Source organism: Pseudomonas sp. TH31 (assembly GCF_016650815.1).
Classification (GTDB): Bacteria; Pseudomonadota; Gammaproteobacteria; order Pseudomonadales; family Pseudomonadaceae; genus Aquipseudomonas.
Map to the genome: position 1 here is coordinate 40,301 of NZ_JAEKEZ010000022.1, position 14,904 is coordinate 55,204.

A 14,904-nucleotide genomic window follows, 5' to 3' on the forward strand; every position below is an offset into this window, starting at 1 on the left:
TTTTTGTGGGGAACAGTGATAACTGAACGTCAGGGGATGGGAGCACGCTTATATTCAAAAACATGTTTGTGTTCCCCCCTGTTCCCCATACATTCAATAAGGGGAACGGCTACAAGCCACGGTTTTACTGGCTGTTCCCCCGTTCCCCCTGTTCCCCACATTTATAGGTTCCTGTGAACTCGGGCATTCGTACTTAGGGGATATGGTGGTCATGCGCCGCCCCCTTCGCTGTCCATTGCTTCGGGATCGATGACGTACAGGCGCGCCGACCCGCCGACTGGGATGCGGTACTTTTTGGTTTTGCGGCTATCGCGATCGGTGTCGCGCTTGGCCAGGGCTCCGCCAACTTCCAGCGCCTTGACCACGCGAGTTAGGCCGAACCCGTGAGCGGCCTCGGAGAGTGCGGACTTGTTGAACAGGTAGAGCCGCTTTCCCGCAACCAGCTCCCAGTAGCCGGCGCGGTTGAAGACCTTGGCATCCACCTCCGTGGCGTCGACATCGGAAAACCGGCTGCTGCCGTGTTTGTCGATGAAGTCGAGGATGCCGGCCAGGATCTGGCGATCCTCTGCGTTACCGCCACCTACACGTGAGAGCCATTCCCCATAAAGCAGGCGGCAGTCGGCGAGGGCGGTCCCTTGTTCCCAAGGCAGCAAGCCGTAAGCGATAGCCATCTCGCCGGCCAGCGCGATCACAGCGAACCGGTCAGCCACGCGTCCCGCCTGGGCGTTGTCCTCAACGAACTGGGCACGAATACCGTCAAAATCGCTAAGCAGGCCGGGCTTATCGTCGGCGGCGACCAGGCGCTCAACAAACGCTGGCCCAAGGTGGCCATGGTGGGCGCCTACCGCCACGGTGAGTTGCCGGTGAAAGTCTGCTCCCTCAAGCCCGTGCAACTCATCAAAGGCTCGATGCGTGCGGGTGCCGGCGTTCACGTCGACCATGCGCAGTTCAGCGCCAGCGTGGGCAGCATTCCCGGAAATGGCGGCGTGCTCAGAGAGCGAGCGCTCGCCACTGGAAAGCGTCAGCAACCGCCAGCTCAGTTTGGCGCGGCCTTCACGCTCTCGGGTCATGGTCCCTTTGCCCTGGCCATTGGCGAGGGAGTAGGCCATTTCCTGTACCCGCTTAGGGTCGGCGCGCTTGATCTCGTCCAGCGGCAGGATCGTGTCGTTACGGCTCGACGCTTCGATCTCAAGCCCGCCCTTGGTCATGTCCCAACTGGCGGCGAACACGCCGGGTCGCCCCACACCGACGAACCGATCAGTTGCGCCAGCGATTTGCCGCTCGAGCTGTCGCCTACCAGGTGAACACCGCCACCCAGCACGCCGATCAAACTCAGCAGCGGGCCGGCCAGCGAACAACCGATCGCCAGTGTCAGTACCGGATTGCCCGAGCACTTGGCCGCCACCTCCGACTGCCACAGCGCCAGCTCGCCGCGCCGACTGAACAGCACCTGAGCTTTGTTGCTGGCCTGGTACCGAACATTGGCACTGCCGATCGTTCGCCCGGGCAGTACGAACGCACCTGACTCATGCCAGCCGGGCCGGCAGGTAGTGGCGAACACTTCGGCGGGGTGCTGGTCGAGCAGGTACTCCATGAACGTGCCGCGCTTCTTCAAAGCGATGATGACGCCCATGCCGAACAAGGCGCGCCGGGCGTCCTCGCCGCTGCCGCCGAATACTTCCATGGCAATGATCCATTCCTTGATCCCGCCCTCTGTAACCAGACGCAGGAGCCGGCCCTCGCTGCCGTCGTCACTGTTGGTGGTCCGGGCCACGACCGTGACTGGGCTTGAGATCCACTCATCGCTGATCGGCCTGTCGGCGGCGTCGTTCTCGGCGTCGTCCTGATCCGCAGCGGTGCGCTTGAAGCTGTGCCAGTAAACGCCCGGGCGCAACTTGCGGCCGTTCTCGTTGGTCACCCAGTGCTCGTACACCGCCCAGCAAGGACGAGCAGGCGCGATGGTTGCGGCTTCTGGCCGAAGGTTGATCACGTTGGTATCAGGCTTGGCCATTGGCGAGCTTCCAGTTTGCGAGGTCGTTGAAATCGGTAAGGTCATCGGGCGAACCTTCTGGCCATTCGGGGAAGGCCACCTCGGCACCCACCGCTGCCGCGGCTGCGTTCGCTGCTGTGCGTCCCGGGTTGCCGTCGGTGAGCCGGTCGTCGTCGCCGGCTATGACGATTGGCTGGTCCGGGTAGCGAGCGCGAAGGCCTATCGCCGCCTGGATCAGGTTGCCCGCGTTCATGGCTGCCGCAACGACGTAGCCGCCGTGCTGGTGGAGGCTGGCCCCCGTCGCCCATCCTTCGCAGATGCAGAGCACGGAACCGGGCTCGATGATGCCTAGAGGCGAGTACGTGCCCTTCACGCGGCCACCAGGCAAGAAGCGCTTGGCGCCGTCGGGGGCGATTCTCTGCAAATTGACCAGACGGCCATCGAGGTACAGCGGTACGAGTAGATCAGCGCCGCGCTGGCGCAGACCGTGGGAGCGAACTCCTTTGGCGGTGAGGTATGGGTGATCTGGCGAAGCGCGCCGAGCGTTGCGCCACCAATGATTAGCCCTCTCGGCGGCCTGCTGCTGGCGCCGGAGTTGCTCGGCTTCGCGCTGCCGCCGTGCTTGATCAATTCGCTCGCGGATCTGCGCCGCCTCGCGAGCGTCCACCGGTTCGCGGCTACACCAGGTGCTGGCGGTTCCGGACTTCCAACTGCCAAACGCACCAGAGGCGATCCTGTCCAGGTACAGGACGTACGGCCTTGTCGTCCGGAACGCGGAATCTGTGAATGGCGCTATCGGGAACAGGCAGCCAGTCGAGCGAGCCATAAACAGCCTGGAGCGCATCACGAAACAGGATCGCTGCGTCATCCATGACTAGCGCTCCCAGCGAAGACTCGGCAAACCCGGCCATTGTTTACGGCGTGCCAGTGCGTGATGTCGTCGATGGATTCAACGAGACAGGCTGTCACCTGAGCGTCGACGCTACGCATAACTACGCGCCCGCACTCGGCGTCAGACTCCGTCAGGAACGGGCCAAGCAACGCCTTCAGCGCTTTCGGATGGGTCACATAGAACAGCTCTGTGGCTTTTTTCGGGCAAGCCGATCCCGTTGGCGCCGGCTCGCCATTTTGAATTTTCATGTGCTTAAACCTTTATCGAATCAGCAATTCACGGGAGTCGCCGACGCTGTGCGCTGGCGAGAATCGGGGCGTGGCCCCTCAGGCAACCGAAGCTGCGTCGCTAAGTGGCGAACGCGTGATTGTCCAAACAGCATCTGGTTGACCTGTGCCGCTTTGTCAGACCACCGTTCATGATCCGGGCCGTGACCTATGCGGTTAGTCACAACCCATTCCGGTAGCTGTCTACGCGCCCGCATTTCGTTGAGCATGGTCCACCATGTCAGATAACGGGTGCGCTCCAACTCCATCAGATCAATGAGGCTCTGACACGCATAGGCGCATGGATCGAGGTCGTCTCCCTGTTGAATCTCGTCGACGCCAAACAGGGCCTGATTGACGATGATTCTCTCGAGCAACGACTCCTGATAGTCGGCATCGCTACCAATGTCTTGGGCGCGAACCCACTCCGGCAACTCGTTGGTGATTCGCAACTGATTGAGGACGCCCCACCACAGAGAGGCGTGTTCTCGTTCGGCGCTGATTGACGTCGAAAGCAGGCGGCTCATTGGGCACCCCCTTGCGAGGCAATCAGGTCGTCGAGAAGCTCCGCCCAGGCCATTGCGGTGTGCTGCGCCATGACGGCAGTAACGCGGGCGACGATAATGGGTGTGGTGGGCGAGGCGATGAGGGCAAGCGCGAGGCTCAGTAGAACGAGGATGTCTTGCACGTCGCTTAGGTCATCGGCTTGGGAATTGGCGGGCATGAGGATAGGGGTGTTCATACGGCACCCCCATCAGCTTCAAGAGCGCGGGCGATGACCATGTTGGCGTTGTAGCGGGCGAGGCGAGTGGAAAGGGACGAGTTTGCGCGGAGAGCGCTCAGGGCCATGCGGCGGTGAGCAAAGGCGCGAATTTTTGATGGAATGAGGGCTTGTTTCATGGGTGTAGCTCCGTTTACTTCATTGGAGCCACTCCAATCTGCCGCCAAGCAGAGAAGGGTGGCGAGTTGCACAGGATTGGCGGACCGGGGTAAACGGAGCCCGGCGCACCCGAAGGTGCTCCTGCGCAACCCGCCATAACACGAGAATGCGAGCACAAAAAAAGCGCCTGCAATCGTAATGGGGGCGCTGTTGCGCCGTTTACTATTCGACCCGCCAAGGTCGTTGTCAGCAATGTGACAAAGGAAACCATACCGGCGGGCGTGATTGCTGGCAAGAGAAGTTATAGACCATTCATCGCAGGGCATGAGCATAGTCGTCATACGGATACCCCGGCGGGCGGGTTGGTGCTGAGGTAGTACAGCGCCATGCGGCCGTGACTCCGACCTTGATCGTCAGTCAAGGTCAGGCGGTGGGTGAGGATCTTGTGTCCCAGGGCGCGCAGCTCGTTGATGCGAGCACCAGGGCGAACAATGTTCAACTCGCGAACGGCGGTGAAGGTGTCAATCGGACCGGCTTTCAGGCGCTCCAAAAGGCGAGCACGTTGTGCGGTTCCGCTGGTATTCTCTACGTGAGTATTTTCGTGGCTGGCCTGTTGGTCGGCCATTTTTTTGTCTGTCATTTATGCAGCCTCCCCACGCAGAGCGATGCGTTGGCGCACCCAGGCCTGGACCTCGGCCAGCACGAAACCTACCGGCGAACCCCGCGACTTGCTGTTGCTTAGGGGGACCGGGCGGGGAAAGGTGGGGTCGTCTTTGAGCCGTTTGTACACGGTAGGACGTGCGAGCCCAGTGATGGCTTCCAGATCTGGCATGCGGATCAGAGTTATCGCTGGATCGAAGTTGTGAGCTGCTGCAGATGGTAGGTGCTGTGCGTGTATGGCTTGCATTGTGCGCTTCCCGTAATAGCTGGAGATGATGGGAGACACAATGCTAAATTTTAAGCCTTGCCGGCCCTATTGGGATTGAGCAAAACCCCATTGGGGTTTACCGCTTCTTGCGATTTGGCCCTGCAAGAAACTTGACGATCGTCTCGGCGCTCGCCGGTAGTTCCAAGCCATGGGTCGCCGCGGCCTGTCTCAATATCTCTACAGCTTTATAGGGGGCGCTGAGGTCAATGCCAGCCATCGCAGAAAGCGACGCGATGATCTGATGTGAGCTTTCCCTTTCGGTGGGCGTGAGTTCAGCCTTGATCGAGCCTCCGAGATGCTTACGCTCGAAGGCGATCAATTCGTCTTTTCGAATTACGATTAAGCAGGCATCGGGAAAGCTGGTTTCCCGGTAGTAGGCATAGATGCTCTCATCAATAACCGGCTCATAGTCGGCCAGCCCGTTCTTCAGCATCTTGCTGATGTCCACCAACATTGATGGATCGGCCTTGACCGTCAAAGACGGACTTCCAACAACTGAATCGCTGCTTACTACTCCAGTAGTATCCTTGGCCGCGTGACGAGCTTTGTCCACAAACTTGAATTTGAGGCTGATACTCAGAACCTCCATTACGGAAGTTTTGTCTTCGTCATGCAGATACAAGCCAGCGGATGAAAAAAGGCCGTTTCTGGGCTTTAGGCCTTTTGACTCTCGATAAAGCCTCTCGAGCTCACTCGCGCCAACCCCGTAGGCTGCGAGATCCCATACTCCATTTATCCGCACTGCTTCACTAGAGCCATCACCCAGCATCAGATTTTTTTCACCATCTACGATTTCTGTCTCGAACTCCATTTCCCTCGCAATGAGTGTGTCGTCAATAAACACGGATAATTGAAGATGGTTGTCCAGAGCTAGTCGAAGTATGTCTGCCTGGGTGACCGACTCTTTAGCGGTAGTGGAAAACCGAGTCGCGGCTTCATCAAGAGTCAGCCACTCTTTGAGCATTAACAACTTTTCCACGGCGAGCCTCGCAAGTATCGATGATGCTGTATATGCAAACAGTGGCTTTGAGTCTATATGCGTCTACGCGAACAATGGAAGGCCCGCCTCAGGCCCTTTTTCCAAAGTCACCCTGAACAACCACGCCACCAGCCAGTCCGTCGAGGTAGTTCGCATACCATTGCATCATCGCCGTGCGCTGGGCCAGATACTGGGCTTTGTTGTAAACGCCAGCAACGCCAGGTTTCTTGTGCGAAAGCTGGGCCTCGACATGATTCTCGTCGAATCCGTTTTCGTTGAGCACTGTTGAAGCGATATGCCTGAAGCCGTGGCCAGTCTGCCGCCCCTCGTATCCCATTCTGCGCAGTGCCATGAGGAACACCGTGTCGCTCCGCGGTTTGGTGTGATCGCTGCGACCTGGGAAGAGAAGGGGATAGCTGCCGGTGTAATGACGTAGTTCCTCCAGCGCGTCGATCGCTTGGGAGGAAAGTGGCACCAAGTGCTCAAGGCCTTTCTTGCGGCCTTTACGCTCGACGGGAATCGTCCAAATTTTCTTGGTGAAGTCGAACTCAGACCACCGGGCCTCGCGTAACTCACTGGGGCGCACGGCGAAGAGGCTCAGCAGCCGCAGACCTAGGCGCACGTCGTGGGCATGGGGGTACGCTGCGATGGCGCGTATCAGGCCGGGCAGTTCATCCGGCGACACGTGGGCGTAGTTCTCGGCCTTGCCGGACTTGAGATATTTTTGCAGACCTTCAAGCGGGTTATGAGTTGCCCGGCCGGTTACCCTGGCCAGGTCGTAGACATCTCGGCAGTACGAGCGAACCCGGCTCATCTGCTCGAGGATTCCCTGCTGCTCCATGCCGCGAAGAAACTCCATCCATTCGAGCGGGGTGATCTCTGCATATGGGCGCTTACCGAACACGGGGAAAACATGGCGCTCGAAGGCGCCCATGATTCGCTTCGATGTTCCTGCGTCCCAGTTGGTGAGCCGTGAGGCATACCACTCCCTTGCTAGCGGCTCGAAAGTCTCGCCGGCAGTGTCCCTTTCTGCTTTTTTGCGAGCCTGCTTTGTGACGATCGGGTTCTTGCCATCAGCGGCGTCGGCGCGTAGCTCGGCGGCTTTCTGCCTGGCTACCGATCCGCTCACCTCTGGGTAACCGCCCAGCCCAAGCCATGACCATTTCCCATCGGGCTTTTTGTATCGAAGCTGCCAGGACTTTTGACCGTCAGTTTTCACGCGGAAATAAAGGCTGCTCCCATCGAGCTCGCGATACTCCTTGGTGTCAGGCTCTAGCCCGGCCAACGCGGTGTCGGAGAGGGGGCGGCGCTTGATCTCTGAACGCTTCATCTGACCTGTATCCCTTCGGTTCAATTATTTGCCGAGGATACACAGTGGGATACATGGAGGGAAGGTATAGGGGGATACAATGAGGAACAGCCAGAAACAAGAAAGCCCGCACTAGGCGGGCTTCTTGTTTTGATTTATAGACATCCTGAGACATCTGTAAATCGGTACTTGGTGGCTACACAGGGACTTGAACCCCGGACCCCAGCATTATGAATGCTATGCTCTAACCAACTGAGCTATGTAGCCAAGTGGCGCGCATTATTGGCTCGTAACAACGATGTGTCAAGCGTAAATCTAAAATATTTCTCTACGCTTTCAACTGCTTATCGCCCCAGCCCGAAAAATCGGGGCAGGGCGGGGTCTCAACGCAGCTGAAATCTACCGGTATTGGCGCTCAAGGCCTTGCTGCCCTGGCTCAAGGTATCTGCCGCGAGGTTCACGGCCCGCGCGCCTTCGAGCAATCTGACAGCGGCCTGATCGACCTGCTGGATGTTGCCGCTAACCTCATCAGCCGTGCTCGCTTGTTCTTCGACGGCGGTGGCGATTTGCGCCAGGGTGTCGGTGACGCTCTGCACGGCGCTGGCGATTTCTCCCAGGCGTTCGCCCAAGCCCGTAACCGCTTCGGCATCGGATTGAGCCTGCCCGCAGGCGGCTTCCATCAGGCTTACCGCTTCATTCACGGTGTTGCGCAGGCTGTCGACGGTGTCGGCAATCTGCGCAGTGGACGATTGAGTGCGCTTGGAAAGACTGCGCACTTCATCGGCCACCACGGCAAAGCCGCGGCCTTGCTCACCCGCGCGAGCGGCTTCGATGGCGGCGTTGAGCGCCAACAGGTTGGTCTGCTCGGCGACGCCCCGAATGGTGTCGACCACCAATTGAATCTGTTGCCCCTGCTCGCTGACCCGGCCCAATGCCGCTGCTGTGTCATTGAGTCGCTGATTGAGCTGCTGAATGCTTGCTGTCGTGCGTTGGCTGTCGCGGTTGCTGTCGGCGGCGATGCGCCGGGTGTGCTGAGCGCTGCCGGACGCTTGTTCACAACTCTGGGCGACCCCTTGAGAGGTGGCAGCCAGTTGCGTGGCGGCAGCGGCGATCTGGCTGATCTGAATTTGCTGGGCCTCGACTTCCCCCAGCGCACCGCGGGAGTGATCGTTGAGGGTGCGCACGGCATTGCTCAACTGCAAGGTCTCGTGATCGACCCCCAGCAAACTGTTACGCAGTTGCACCACGGCGACATTGAGCGCGGTACTGATTGCCGCCAATTCGTCGCGACCTTGTACCGGCACTTGCAGGCTCAGGTTGCCGTCGCGCAAGGCTTCGGCCAGCACGGTGATGCCGCTGGCGCTGCGCCGGATCGAGGCCTGCAAGCACACGAACAGGTACAGCGCGGCCAACAACAGGCAACCCAGGATCGTCGCCACCAAGGTGAATTGGCGGATGGCTGAGGTGTGGTAGTAATCCAGGCGTTGATCCAGCGACACCAGCGATTGCTGGCGCAGCGAGGCGAGGTCGGTGAGCAGCGAGTCGAGGTTGCGTTCGAAGTCATCCGGCTTGAGGTTGATGCTCCCGCCGAACACGCCGTCGTCGAGGACTTTCAGGCTCGCATCCAGATGCTTGAGGCTGTCATGGTACTGCCCGGCCCAGGTTTGCAGGGCGCTGGGCAGTCGTGCTTCGAGCAGGCTGGCAGTTTTAACAAGCTGCTCGCGGGCGTCACCGATGCGACCGCGCAAATCCCGCAGTTGCAGACGGCTTTGCAGGGTGAACTGGCCGGATACCACAGACGCCTGGCCAACCGCCGCGAGGCGTCCGACCCGTTCGATCAGGTCCGGGGCGTGCTGGGTGGAGATCTGGGTCAGCAAATAGGTTTCCAGCCACGGCGCCAGGGTCAGGCGGTTGTCCATGGTGATCTGTTCACGCAGGGCTTGCAGGGCGCTCAAGGCGTTGGTGAAACGATCGTAACCGTCCGGCCACCAACCGACTCCGCTCAGGCTTTTCGAGTCGAGGCCATTGAGGGCGGTTTGCAGGGCTTGGTAACGGGTCAGGGTTTCACCTTCGGCGCCTTCGGTTTTCAGGGCATTGCCCAGGTCCGAGGTGGCTTGGGCGACGGCAGGCTGCACTGCGTCGAACGCGCCCATGGCGGCGATTGTGGCGGGTGTCGGCTGACGATTGGTTTCGGTGGCGCGCCAGCGGGCGGCGCGGTCACGTTGGGCGGCGAGCAGGTTGTCGAGCGCATCCAGGGCCAGCAGTTGGCGAGCCCCGGCACGTTCGCCGGAAATCAGTTGGAGTTTGTCGCGATAGTCCTGGCCGATCATCCACAGGCTGCCGGCCAGTGGCAGGATAAACAGCAGAAACAGCAGCTGAAATTTACGTGCGAAGCCGAAACGCCCCAGCAGCCCGATCCCCGGTGATAAAAAAGCCTGCATGCCCCATGACTCCTCTGGACACCACGCACCATTGGCGTGCGTCGTGGTCGTTGCGACCGCGACTTGTGCCCTCTAAAAGGCCTCGAAAGTTCACCCTCGCCAGCTCTGTAGGCCGACTCTGTAGCGAAACTTCCCATTCTCGGTCGCCTTTGTAAGGCGCCCGCGTTGAAGGGGTTTAGCAAGGCAAGATTCAGACCATGGCGTTGCGCTATCACTTGTTCGGCGATGAACGTCGAAGTCGTTAGCAGGCTAAGGGGATGGCCTGCTGCACTGAAAAATGGCACATTGGCGCACCTGCCCGTGTGCACCCATCTGCTGTACGGAAATTCTCATGGCTATCAGCAATGCCCAGACCGGCTCGACGCCGGCACCCGCGCCTTCGCAAAGCAGTCCTTTGGTCATGCGCATCATCGGCGCGGTGGCGCTGGCGCACTTGATCAACGACTTGATTCAATCAGTGCTGCCGTCGATTTACCCGATGCTCAAGGCCAACTATGGCCTGACCTTTACCCAGGTCGGCTTGATCACACTGACCTTTCAACTGACGGCCTCGCTGCTACAGCCGTGGGTCGGTTACTACACCGATCGACATCCCAAACCATGGCTGTTGCCGGCGGGCACGGTGTGCACGTTGATAGGTATTTTGATGATGTCCCAGGTCGGCAGTTTCCCGCTGATCCTGTTGGCGGCCGGGTTGATCGGCATCGGTTCCTCGACCTTTCACCCGGAAGCTTCTCGCGTGGCACGACTGGCGTCGGGCGGGCGTTTCGGCCTGGCGCAATCGACCTTCCAGGTCGGTGGTAACGCCGGCTCGGCCTTCGGTCCATTGCTGGCCGCGGCGATCATCATTCCCTACGGTCAGGGCCACGTTGCGTGGTTCGGGTTGTTCGCGGTATTCGCGCTGTTTGTGCTGTACCGGATCAGCCGCTGGTACGCCCACCACCTGAACCTGTTCAAGCTCAAACAAGGTCAGGCAGCGACCCATGGCTTGTCGAAACGTCGGGTGATCAGCGCACTGGTGGTGCTCGGCTTGCTGGTGTTCTCCAAGTATTTCTACATGGCGAGTTTCACCAGTTACTTTACCTTCTACCTGATCGAGAAATTCGACCTGTCGGTGGCCAGTTCACAGCTGCATTTGTTCCTGTTCCTGGGGGCGGTGGCGGCGGGGACCTTCTTCGGTGGGCCGATCGGCGACAAGATCGGGCGTAAGGCGGTGATCTGGTTCTCGATCCTCGGCGTAGCGCCGTTCACCTTGATCCTGCCCCATGTCGACCTGTTCTGGACCAGCATCCTCAGTGTGGTCATCGGTTTCATCCTGGCCTCGGCATTTTCCGCCATCGTGGTCTATGCGCAAGAGTTGGTGCCGGGTAACGTCGGTATGATTGCCGGGGTGTTCTTCGGCTTGATGTTCGGTTTTGGCGGGATTGGCGCGGCGTTGCTGGGGCACCTGGCGGATGTTCGCGGGATCGAATACGTGTACTTCCTGTGTTCGTTCCTGCCGCTGTTCGGGGTGTTGGCGATCTTCCTGCCGAGAACCAAAAAGGCTTGAACAGCTCCTACAGGATTGGTGTTGCCCGGATTTCAGGCACAAAAAAGCCGCGTATCAAACGCGGCTTTTTCTTGGGCGGGTGCTTCGTCTTGAAAAAACTTAGACGTTGAAACGGAAGTGCATCACGTCGCCGTCTTTCACGATGTAATCCTTGCCTTCCAGACGCCATTTACCGGCTTCTTTGGTGCCGGCTTCGCCCTTGTACTGGATGAAGTCGTCGTAGGCGATGACTTCGGCGCGGATGAAGCCTTTTTCGAAGTCGGTGTGGATCACGCCAGCGGCTTGTGGTGCGGTGGCACCGACGCGGACGGTCCAGGCGCGGACTTCTTCGACACCGGCGGTGAAGTAGGTCTGCAAGTGCAGCATCTCGTAGCCTGCGCGGATCACACGGTTCAGGCCAGGCTCTTCCAGCCCCAGGGCTTCGAGGAACATGTCTTTTTCTTCGCCGTCTTCAAGCTCGGCGATTTCGGCTTCGATCTTGTTGCAGACCGGAACCACCATGGCGCCTTCTTCTTCGGCGATGGCCTTGACGATGTCCAGCAGCGGGTTGTTCTCGAAACCGTCTTCAGCGACGTTGGCGATGTACATGACCGGCTTGGTGGTCAGCAGGTGGAAGCCACGAATCACCGCTTTGTCGTCGGCATGCATGGTCTTCATCAGCGTGCGCGCAGGCTTGCCGAGGGTGAAGTGCGCGATCAGTTGCTCCAGCAGGCCTTTTTGGACCACTGCGTCCTTGTCACCACCCTTGGCGTTGCGGGCAACTTTCTGCAGTTGCTTCTCGCAGCTGTCGAGGTCGGCGAAGATCAGCTCGAGGTCGATGATCTCGATGTCGCGTTTCGGGTCGACGCTGTTGGAGACGTGGATCACGTTCTCGTCTTCGAAGCAGCGGACCACGTGGGCGATGGCATCGGTTTCACGGATGTTGGCGAGGAACTTGTTGCCCAGGCCTTCGCCTTTCGACGCGCCGGCAACCAGGCCTGCGATGTCGACGAACTCCATGGTGGTCGGCAGGATGCGCTTTGGATTGACGATGGCCGCCAGGGCTTCCAGGCGCGGATCCGGCATCGGCACGATACCGGTGTTCGGCTCGATGGTGCAGAAGGGGAAGTTCTCGGCCGCGATACCGGATTTGGTCAGGGCGTTGAATAGGGTGGACTTGCCGACGTTAGGCAGGCCGACGATGCCGCAATTGAATCCCATGGTGTTTTCCCCGAGGAGTGAGTCAGGCCTTCTGGCTGTGCAGGTTTTTCATCGCGCGGTTCCATTCCCCGGCGAGGATATCCGGCAACACGCCGAGGGCAAAGTCGATGCTGGCATCGAGTTTTTCCTGTTCGGCGCGTGGCGCACGACCCAGGACGAAGTTTGAAACCATACTGGCAACGCCCGGGTGGCCAATGCCAAGCCGCAAGCGATGAAAGGTATTCTGATTGCCCAGTTGCGCGATGATGTCGCGCAACCCGTTGTGACCGCCATGGCCGCCGCCCTGTTTGAGTTTGGCAACGCCCGGAGGCAGGTCGAGTTCGTCATGCGCCACCAGGATTTCTTCAGGCGTGATGCGGAAGAAACCAGCGAGTGCCGCCACGGCTTGGCCGCTGCGGTTCATGTACGTGGTGGGAATCAGCAGACGAACATCCTGACCCTGGTGCGAATAGCGCCCGGTCAGGCCGAAATATTTGCGATCCGCCACAAGGTTTACGCCTTGTGCGTTTGCGATGCGCTCAACAAAAAGGGCCCCTGCGTTATGCCGGGTCTGTTCGTATTCAGCGCCTGGATTTCCCAGGCCAACGATCAGTTTGATGGCGGTCACGATAGGGGCCCTTCCTTGGAGTGGTGGATAACATCGCCGCAATCAGTGAGTGCGGCGAAAGTGGACGACAAGTGCTCATTTACCATTATGTAAACTCCGCGTTCTCGCCCGCTTTCTCGCTACGTTCTAGTCCGCGATGTTTCCGGTCACTCCGGCGAACAGAGTGAAATTACTCTGCTGCGCCTTCTTCAGTAGCTTCTGGAGCAACACGTGGAGCGTGGACGTTGGCAACAGCCAGGTCGTTACCGTGAGCCAGAGCAACAAACTCAACGCCTTTAGGGGCTTTGAGGTCGGACAGGTGAACGATCGAGCCGACTTCGGCGTTAGCCAGGTCAACTTCGATGAATTCAGGCAGATCTTTCGGCAGGCAAGATACTTCGACTTCAGCGATAACGTGCGAAATTTCGCCGCCTTTCTTGATCGGAGCAGCTTCGCCAACGAAGTGTACAGGCACGGTAGCGGTCAGTTTCTGGCCAGCTACAACGCGTACGAAGTCAGCGTGCAGCACGTGGCCTTTAGCCGGGTGACGCTGCAGGGCTTTGATGATTACGTTTTGCTTGGTGCCGCCAACGTTCAGCTCGATGATGTGGCTGTAAGCCGCTTCGTTTTCGAGCAGTTTGGCAACTTCTTTAGCCAGCATGCTGATCGATTCAGGGGCTTTTTCGCCACCGTAAACTACAGCTGGAACCAGGCTTGCGAGACGACGCAGGCGGCGGCTCGCACCTTTCCCCAGGTCGGAACGCACTTCAGCATTCAGGGTAAAATCGTTCATGTTGTATCTCCAAAATAACCACATTCGCCCCAGCGGTTGCGACCAGCGCTAAAGGCGATATGGGCAAAAAAGCCCCGCCCCGACAGGAATGCCGGGGCGGGGCGCTTTTCGTCAACGAGACATTCGAGAAGGGCTGGGCCCTTAGCGGAACATCGCGCTGATCGATTCTTCATTGCTGATGCGGCGAACCGCCTCGGCAACTACCGGCGCGATATCCAGTTGACGGATACGCGAGCAGGCTTGAGCAGCTGCTGACAACGGGATGGTGTTAGTCACCACCAGTTCGTCCAGCATGGAATTTTCGATGTTTTCGATCGCCCGACCGGACAGCACAGGGTGTGTGCAGTAGGCGAAAACCTTGGCAGCGCCATGCTCTTTCAAGGCCTTGGCCGCGTGGCACAGAGTGCCGGCGGTATCGACCATGTCATCGACCAGAATACAGGTACGCCCTTCGACATCACCGATGATATGCATCACTTCAGAGTGATTGGCTTTCTCACGGCGTTTGTCGATGATCCCGAGATCCACGCCCAGGGATTTGGCAACAGCACGTGCACGCACGACGCCGCCAATGTCCGGGGACACAATCATCAGGTTTTCGAAGCGCTGATCTTCAATGTCATCCACCAAAACTGGGGAGCCGTAGATGTTATCTACCGGAATATCGAAGAAACCCTGGATTTGGTCAGCATGCAAGTCAACCGTGAGAACACGATCGATGCCGACTACGGTAAGCATGTCAGCGACGACTTTCGCGCTGATAGCCACACGTGCGGAACGCGGACGGCGATCCTGACGGGCATAACCAAAGTAAGGAATAACAGCAGTGATACGAGTAGCCGAGGAGCGGCGGAAGGCATCAGCCATCACTACCAGTTCCATCAGGTTATCGTTAGTCGGAGCGCAAGTCGGCTGAATAATGAAAACATCTTTACCGCGGACGTTTTCATTGATCTCGGCAGTAATTTCGCCGTCGGAAAACTTACCGACAGAGATGTCACCGAGAGGGATATGCAGCTGACGTACAACACGCCGAGCCAGATCGGGGTTAGCGTTCCCCGTAAAGACCATCATCTTGGACACGCGCAGTA

General features: G+C 59.0%; 14 protein-coding genes, 1 tRNA gene and 2 pseudogenes. 1 reads left to right on the forward strand and 16 read right to left on the reverse strand.

From position 1 onward, the window contains the following. Nucleotides 1–209: 209 nt before the first annotated feature. From JFV26_RS14770 to JFV26_RS14825, 12 genes and pseudogenes are all read right to left on the reverse strand, one after another. A pseudogene (locus JFV26_RS14770) lies at nucleotides 210–2,011 on the reverse strand (DUF927 domain-containing protein). Further along, nucleotides 1,998–2,862 (reverse strand): annotated as a pseudogene (locus JFV26_RS14775) (toprim domain-containing protein). Before JFV26_RS14775 ends, JFV26_RS14770 begins: the two co-directional pseudogenes overlap by 14 nt. Continuing rightward, a complete protein-coding gene (locus JFV26_RS14780) occupies nucleotides 2,855–3,130 on the reverse strand; it encodes a hypothetical protein (protein ID WP_201193470.1) in 276 nt (91 codons plus the stop codon). The pseudogene JFV26_RS14775 and the gene JFV26_RS14780 overlap by 8 nt, the downstream one beginning before the upstream one ends. A 20-nt stretch (nucleotides 3,131–3,150) precedes the next feature. Further along, nucleotides 3,151–3,675: a hypothetical protein gene (locus JFV26_RS14785; protein WP_201193471.1), complete on the reverse strand. Its 525-nt coding sequence runs from the start codon at nucleotides 3,673–3,675 to the stop codon at nucleotides 3,151–3,153. After that, a complete protein-coding gene (locus JFV26_RS14790) occupies nucleotides 3,672–3,890 on the reverse strand; it encodes a hypothetical protein (protein WP_201193473.1) in 219 nt (72 codons plus the stop codon). Before JFV26_RS14790 ends, JFV26_RS14785 begins: the two co-directional genes overlap by 4 nt. Beyond that, nucleotides 3,887–4,048 carry a hypothetical protein gene (locus JFV26_RS14795; RefSeq protein WP_201193475.1) on the reverse strand — a complete coding sequence of 54 codons (162 nt, stop codon included), beginning with the start codon at nucleotides 4,046–4,048 and terminating at the stop codon, nucleotides 3,887–3,889. The genes JFV26_RS14790 and JFV26_RS14795 overlap by 4 nt, the downstream gene beginning before the upstream one ends. 317 nt (nucleotides 4,049–4,365) lie before the next feature. Next, on the reverse strand, nucleotides 4,366–4,668 hold the full coding sequence (locus JFV26_RS14800) for a helix-turn-helix domain-containing protein (protein WP_201193477.1): 303 nt from the start codon (nucleotides 4,666–4,668) through the stop codon (nucleotides 4,366–4,368). Beyond that, the gene (locus JFV26_RS14805) at nucleotides 4,669–4,935 is read right to left on the reverse strand and encodes a helix-turn-helix transcriptional regulator (protein WP_201193479.1); all 267 of its coding nucleotides are present in this window, start codon (nucleotides 4,933–4,935) and stop codon (nucleotides 4,669–4,671) included. A 97-nt stretch (nucleotides 4,936–5,032) separates the two neighbouring features. Beyond that, nucleotides 5,033–5,935 carry a hypothetical protein gene (locus JFV26_RS14810; protein ID WP_201193481.1) on the reverse strand — a complete coding sequence of 301 codons (903 nt, stop codon included), beginning with the start codon at nucleotides 5,933–5,935 and terminating at the stop codon, nucleotides 5,033–5,035. Between the two features lie 88 nt (nucleotides 5,936–6,023). Continuing rightward, nucleotides 6,024–7,265, reverse strand: coding sequence for a tyrosine-type recombinase/integrase (locus JFV26_RS14815; RefSeq protein WP_201193483.1), 1,242 nt, complete (start codon nucleotides 7,263–7,265; stop codon nucleotides 6,024–6,026). 169 nt (nucleotides 7,266–7,434) lie between these two features. Continuing rightward, nucleotides 7,435–7,511, reverse strand: a tRNA-Met gene (locus JFV26_RS14820). A 116-nt stretch (nucleotides 7,512–7,627) separates the two neighbouring features. Continuing rightward, complete coding sequence (locus JFV26_RS14825; protein ID WP_201193485.1) at nucleotides 7,628–9,685, reverse strand: methyl-accepting chemotaxis protein; 2,058 nt, start codon at nucleotides 9,683–9,685, stop codon at nucleotides 7,628–7,630. Between the two features lie 331 nt (nucleotides 9,686–10,016). Between JFV26_RS14825 and JFV26_RS14830 the strand changes: the two genes are divergently transcribed. After that, nucleotides 10,017–11,234, forward strand: a complete 1,218-nt coding sequence (locus JFV26_RS14830; RefSeq protein ID WP_201193487.1) for an MFS transporter — start codon at nucleotides 10,017–10,019, stop codon at nucleotides 11,232–11,234. A 99-nt stretch (nucleotides 11,235–11,333) separates the two neighbouring features. Here the strand turns inward: JFV26_RS14830 and ychF are convergent, their stop codons facing one another. From ychF to JFV26_RS14850, 4 genes are all read right to left on the reverse strand, one after another. Beyond that, nucleotides 11,334–12,434, reverse strand: a complete 1,101-nt coding sequence (gene ychF / locus JFV26_RS14835) for a redox-regulated ATPase YchF (protein ID WP_201193489.1) — start codon at nucleotides 12,432–12,434, stop codon at nucleotides 11,334–11,336. 22 nt (nucleotides 12,435–12,456) lie between these two features. Further along, nucleotides 12,457–13,041 (reverse strand): aminoacyl-tRNA hydrolase, encoded by a 585-nt coding sequence (pth, locus tag JFV26_RS14840; protein ID WP_008153430.1) that lies wholly within the window; start codon nucleotides 13,039–13,041, stop codon nucleotides 12,457–12,459. Between the two features lie 169 nt (nucleotides 13,042–13,210). Beyond that, complete coding sequence (locus JFV26_RS14845; RefSeq protein WP_201193491.1) at nucleotides 13,211–13,813, reverse strand: 50S ribosomal protein L25/general stress protein Ctc; 603 nt, start codon at nucleotides 13,811–13,813, stop codon at nucleotides 13,211–13,213. Between the two features lie 141 nt (nucleotides 13,814–13,954). Beyond that, nucleotides 13,955–14,896, reverse strand: a complete 942-nt coding sequence (locus JFV26_RS14850; protein WP_003208392.1) for a ribose-phosphate pyrophosphokinase — start codon at nucleotides 14,894–14,896, stop codon at nucleotides 13,955–13,957. Nucleotides 14,897–14,904 lie beyond the last annotated feature (8 nt).

Excerpts from the sequence above, each read along its gene's own strand:
- JFV26_RS14780 (WP_201193470.1), bottom strand. The coding sequence starts at position 3,130 with ATGAAAATTCAAAATGGCGAGCCGGCGCCAACGGGATCGGCTTGCCCG.
- JFV26_RS14785 (WP_201193471.1), bottom strand. The coding sequence starts at position 3,675 with ATGAGCCGCCTGCTTTCGACGTCAATCAGCGCCGAACGAGAACACGCC.
- JFV26_RS14790 (WP_201193473.1), bottom strand. The coding sequence starts at position 3,890 with ATGAACACCCCTATCCTCATGCCCGCCAATTCCCAAGCCGATGACCTA.
- JFV26_RS14795 (WP_201193475.1), bottom strand. The coding sequence starts at position 4,048 with ATGAAACAAGCCCTCATTCCATCAAAAATTCGCGCCTTTGCTCACCGC.
- JFV26_RS14800 (WP_201193477.1), bottom strand. The coding sequence starts at position 4,668 with ATGACAGACAAAAAAATGGCCGACCAACAGGCCAGCCACGAAAATACT.
- JFV26_RS14805 (WP_201193479.1), bottom strand. The coding sequence starts at position 4,935 with ATGCAAGCCATACACGCACAGCACCTACCATCTGCAGCAGCTCACAAC.
- JFV26_RS14815 (WP_201193483.1), bottom strand. The coding sequence starts at position 7,265 with ATGAAGCGTTCAGAGATCAAGCGCCGCCCCCTCTCCGACACCGCGTTG.
- JFV26_RS14825 (WP_201193485.1), bottom strand. The coding sequence starts at position 9,685 with ATGCAGGCTTTTTTATCACCGGGGATCGGGCTGCTGGGGCGTTTCGGC.
- JFV26_RS14830 (WP_201193487.1), top strand. The coding sequence starts at position 10,017 with ATGGCTATCAGCAATGCCCAGACCGGCTCGACGCCGGCACCCGCGCCT.
- ychF (WP_201193489.1), bottom strand. The coding sequence starts at position 12,434 with ATGGGATTCAATTGCGGCATCGTCGGCCTGCCTAACGTCGGCAAGTCC.
- JFV26_RS14845 (WP_201193491.1), bottom strand. The coding sequence starts at position 13,813 with ATGAACGATTTTACCCTGAATGCTGAAGTGCGTTCCGACCTGGGGAAA.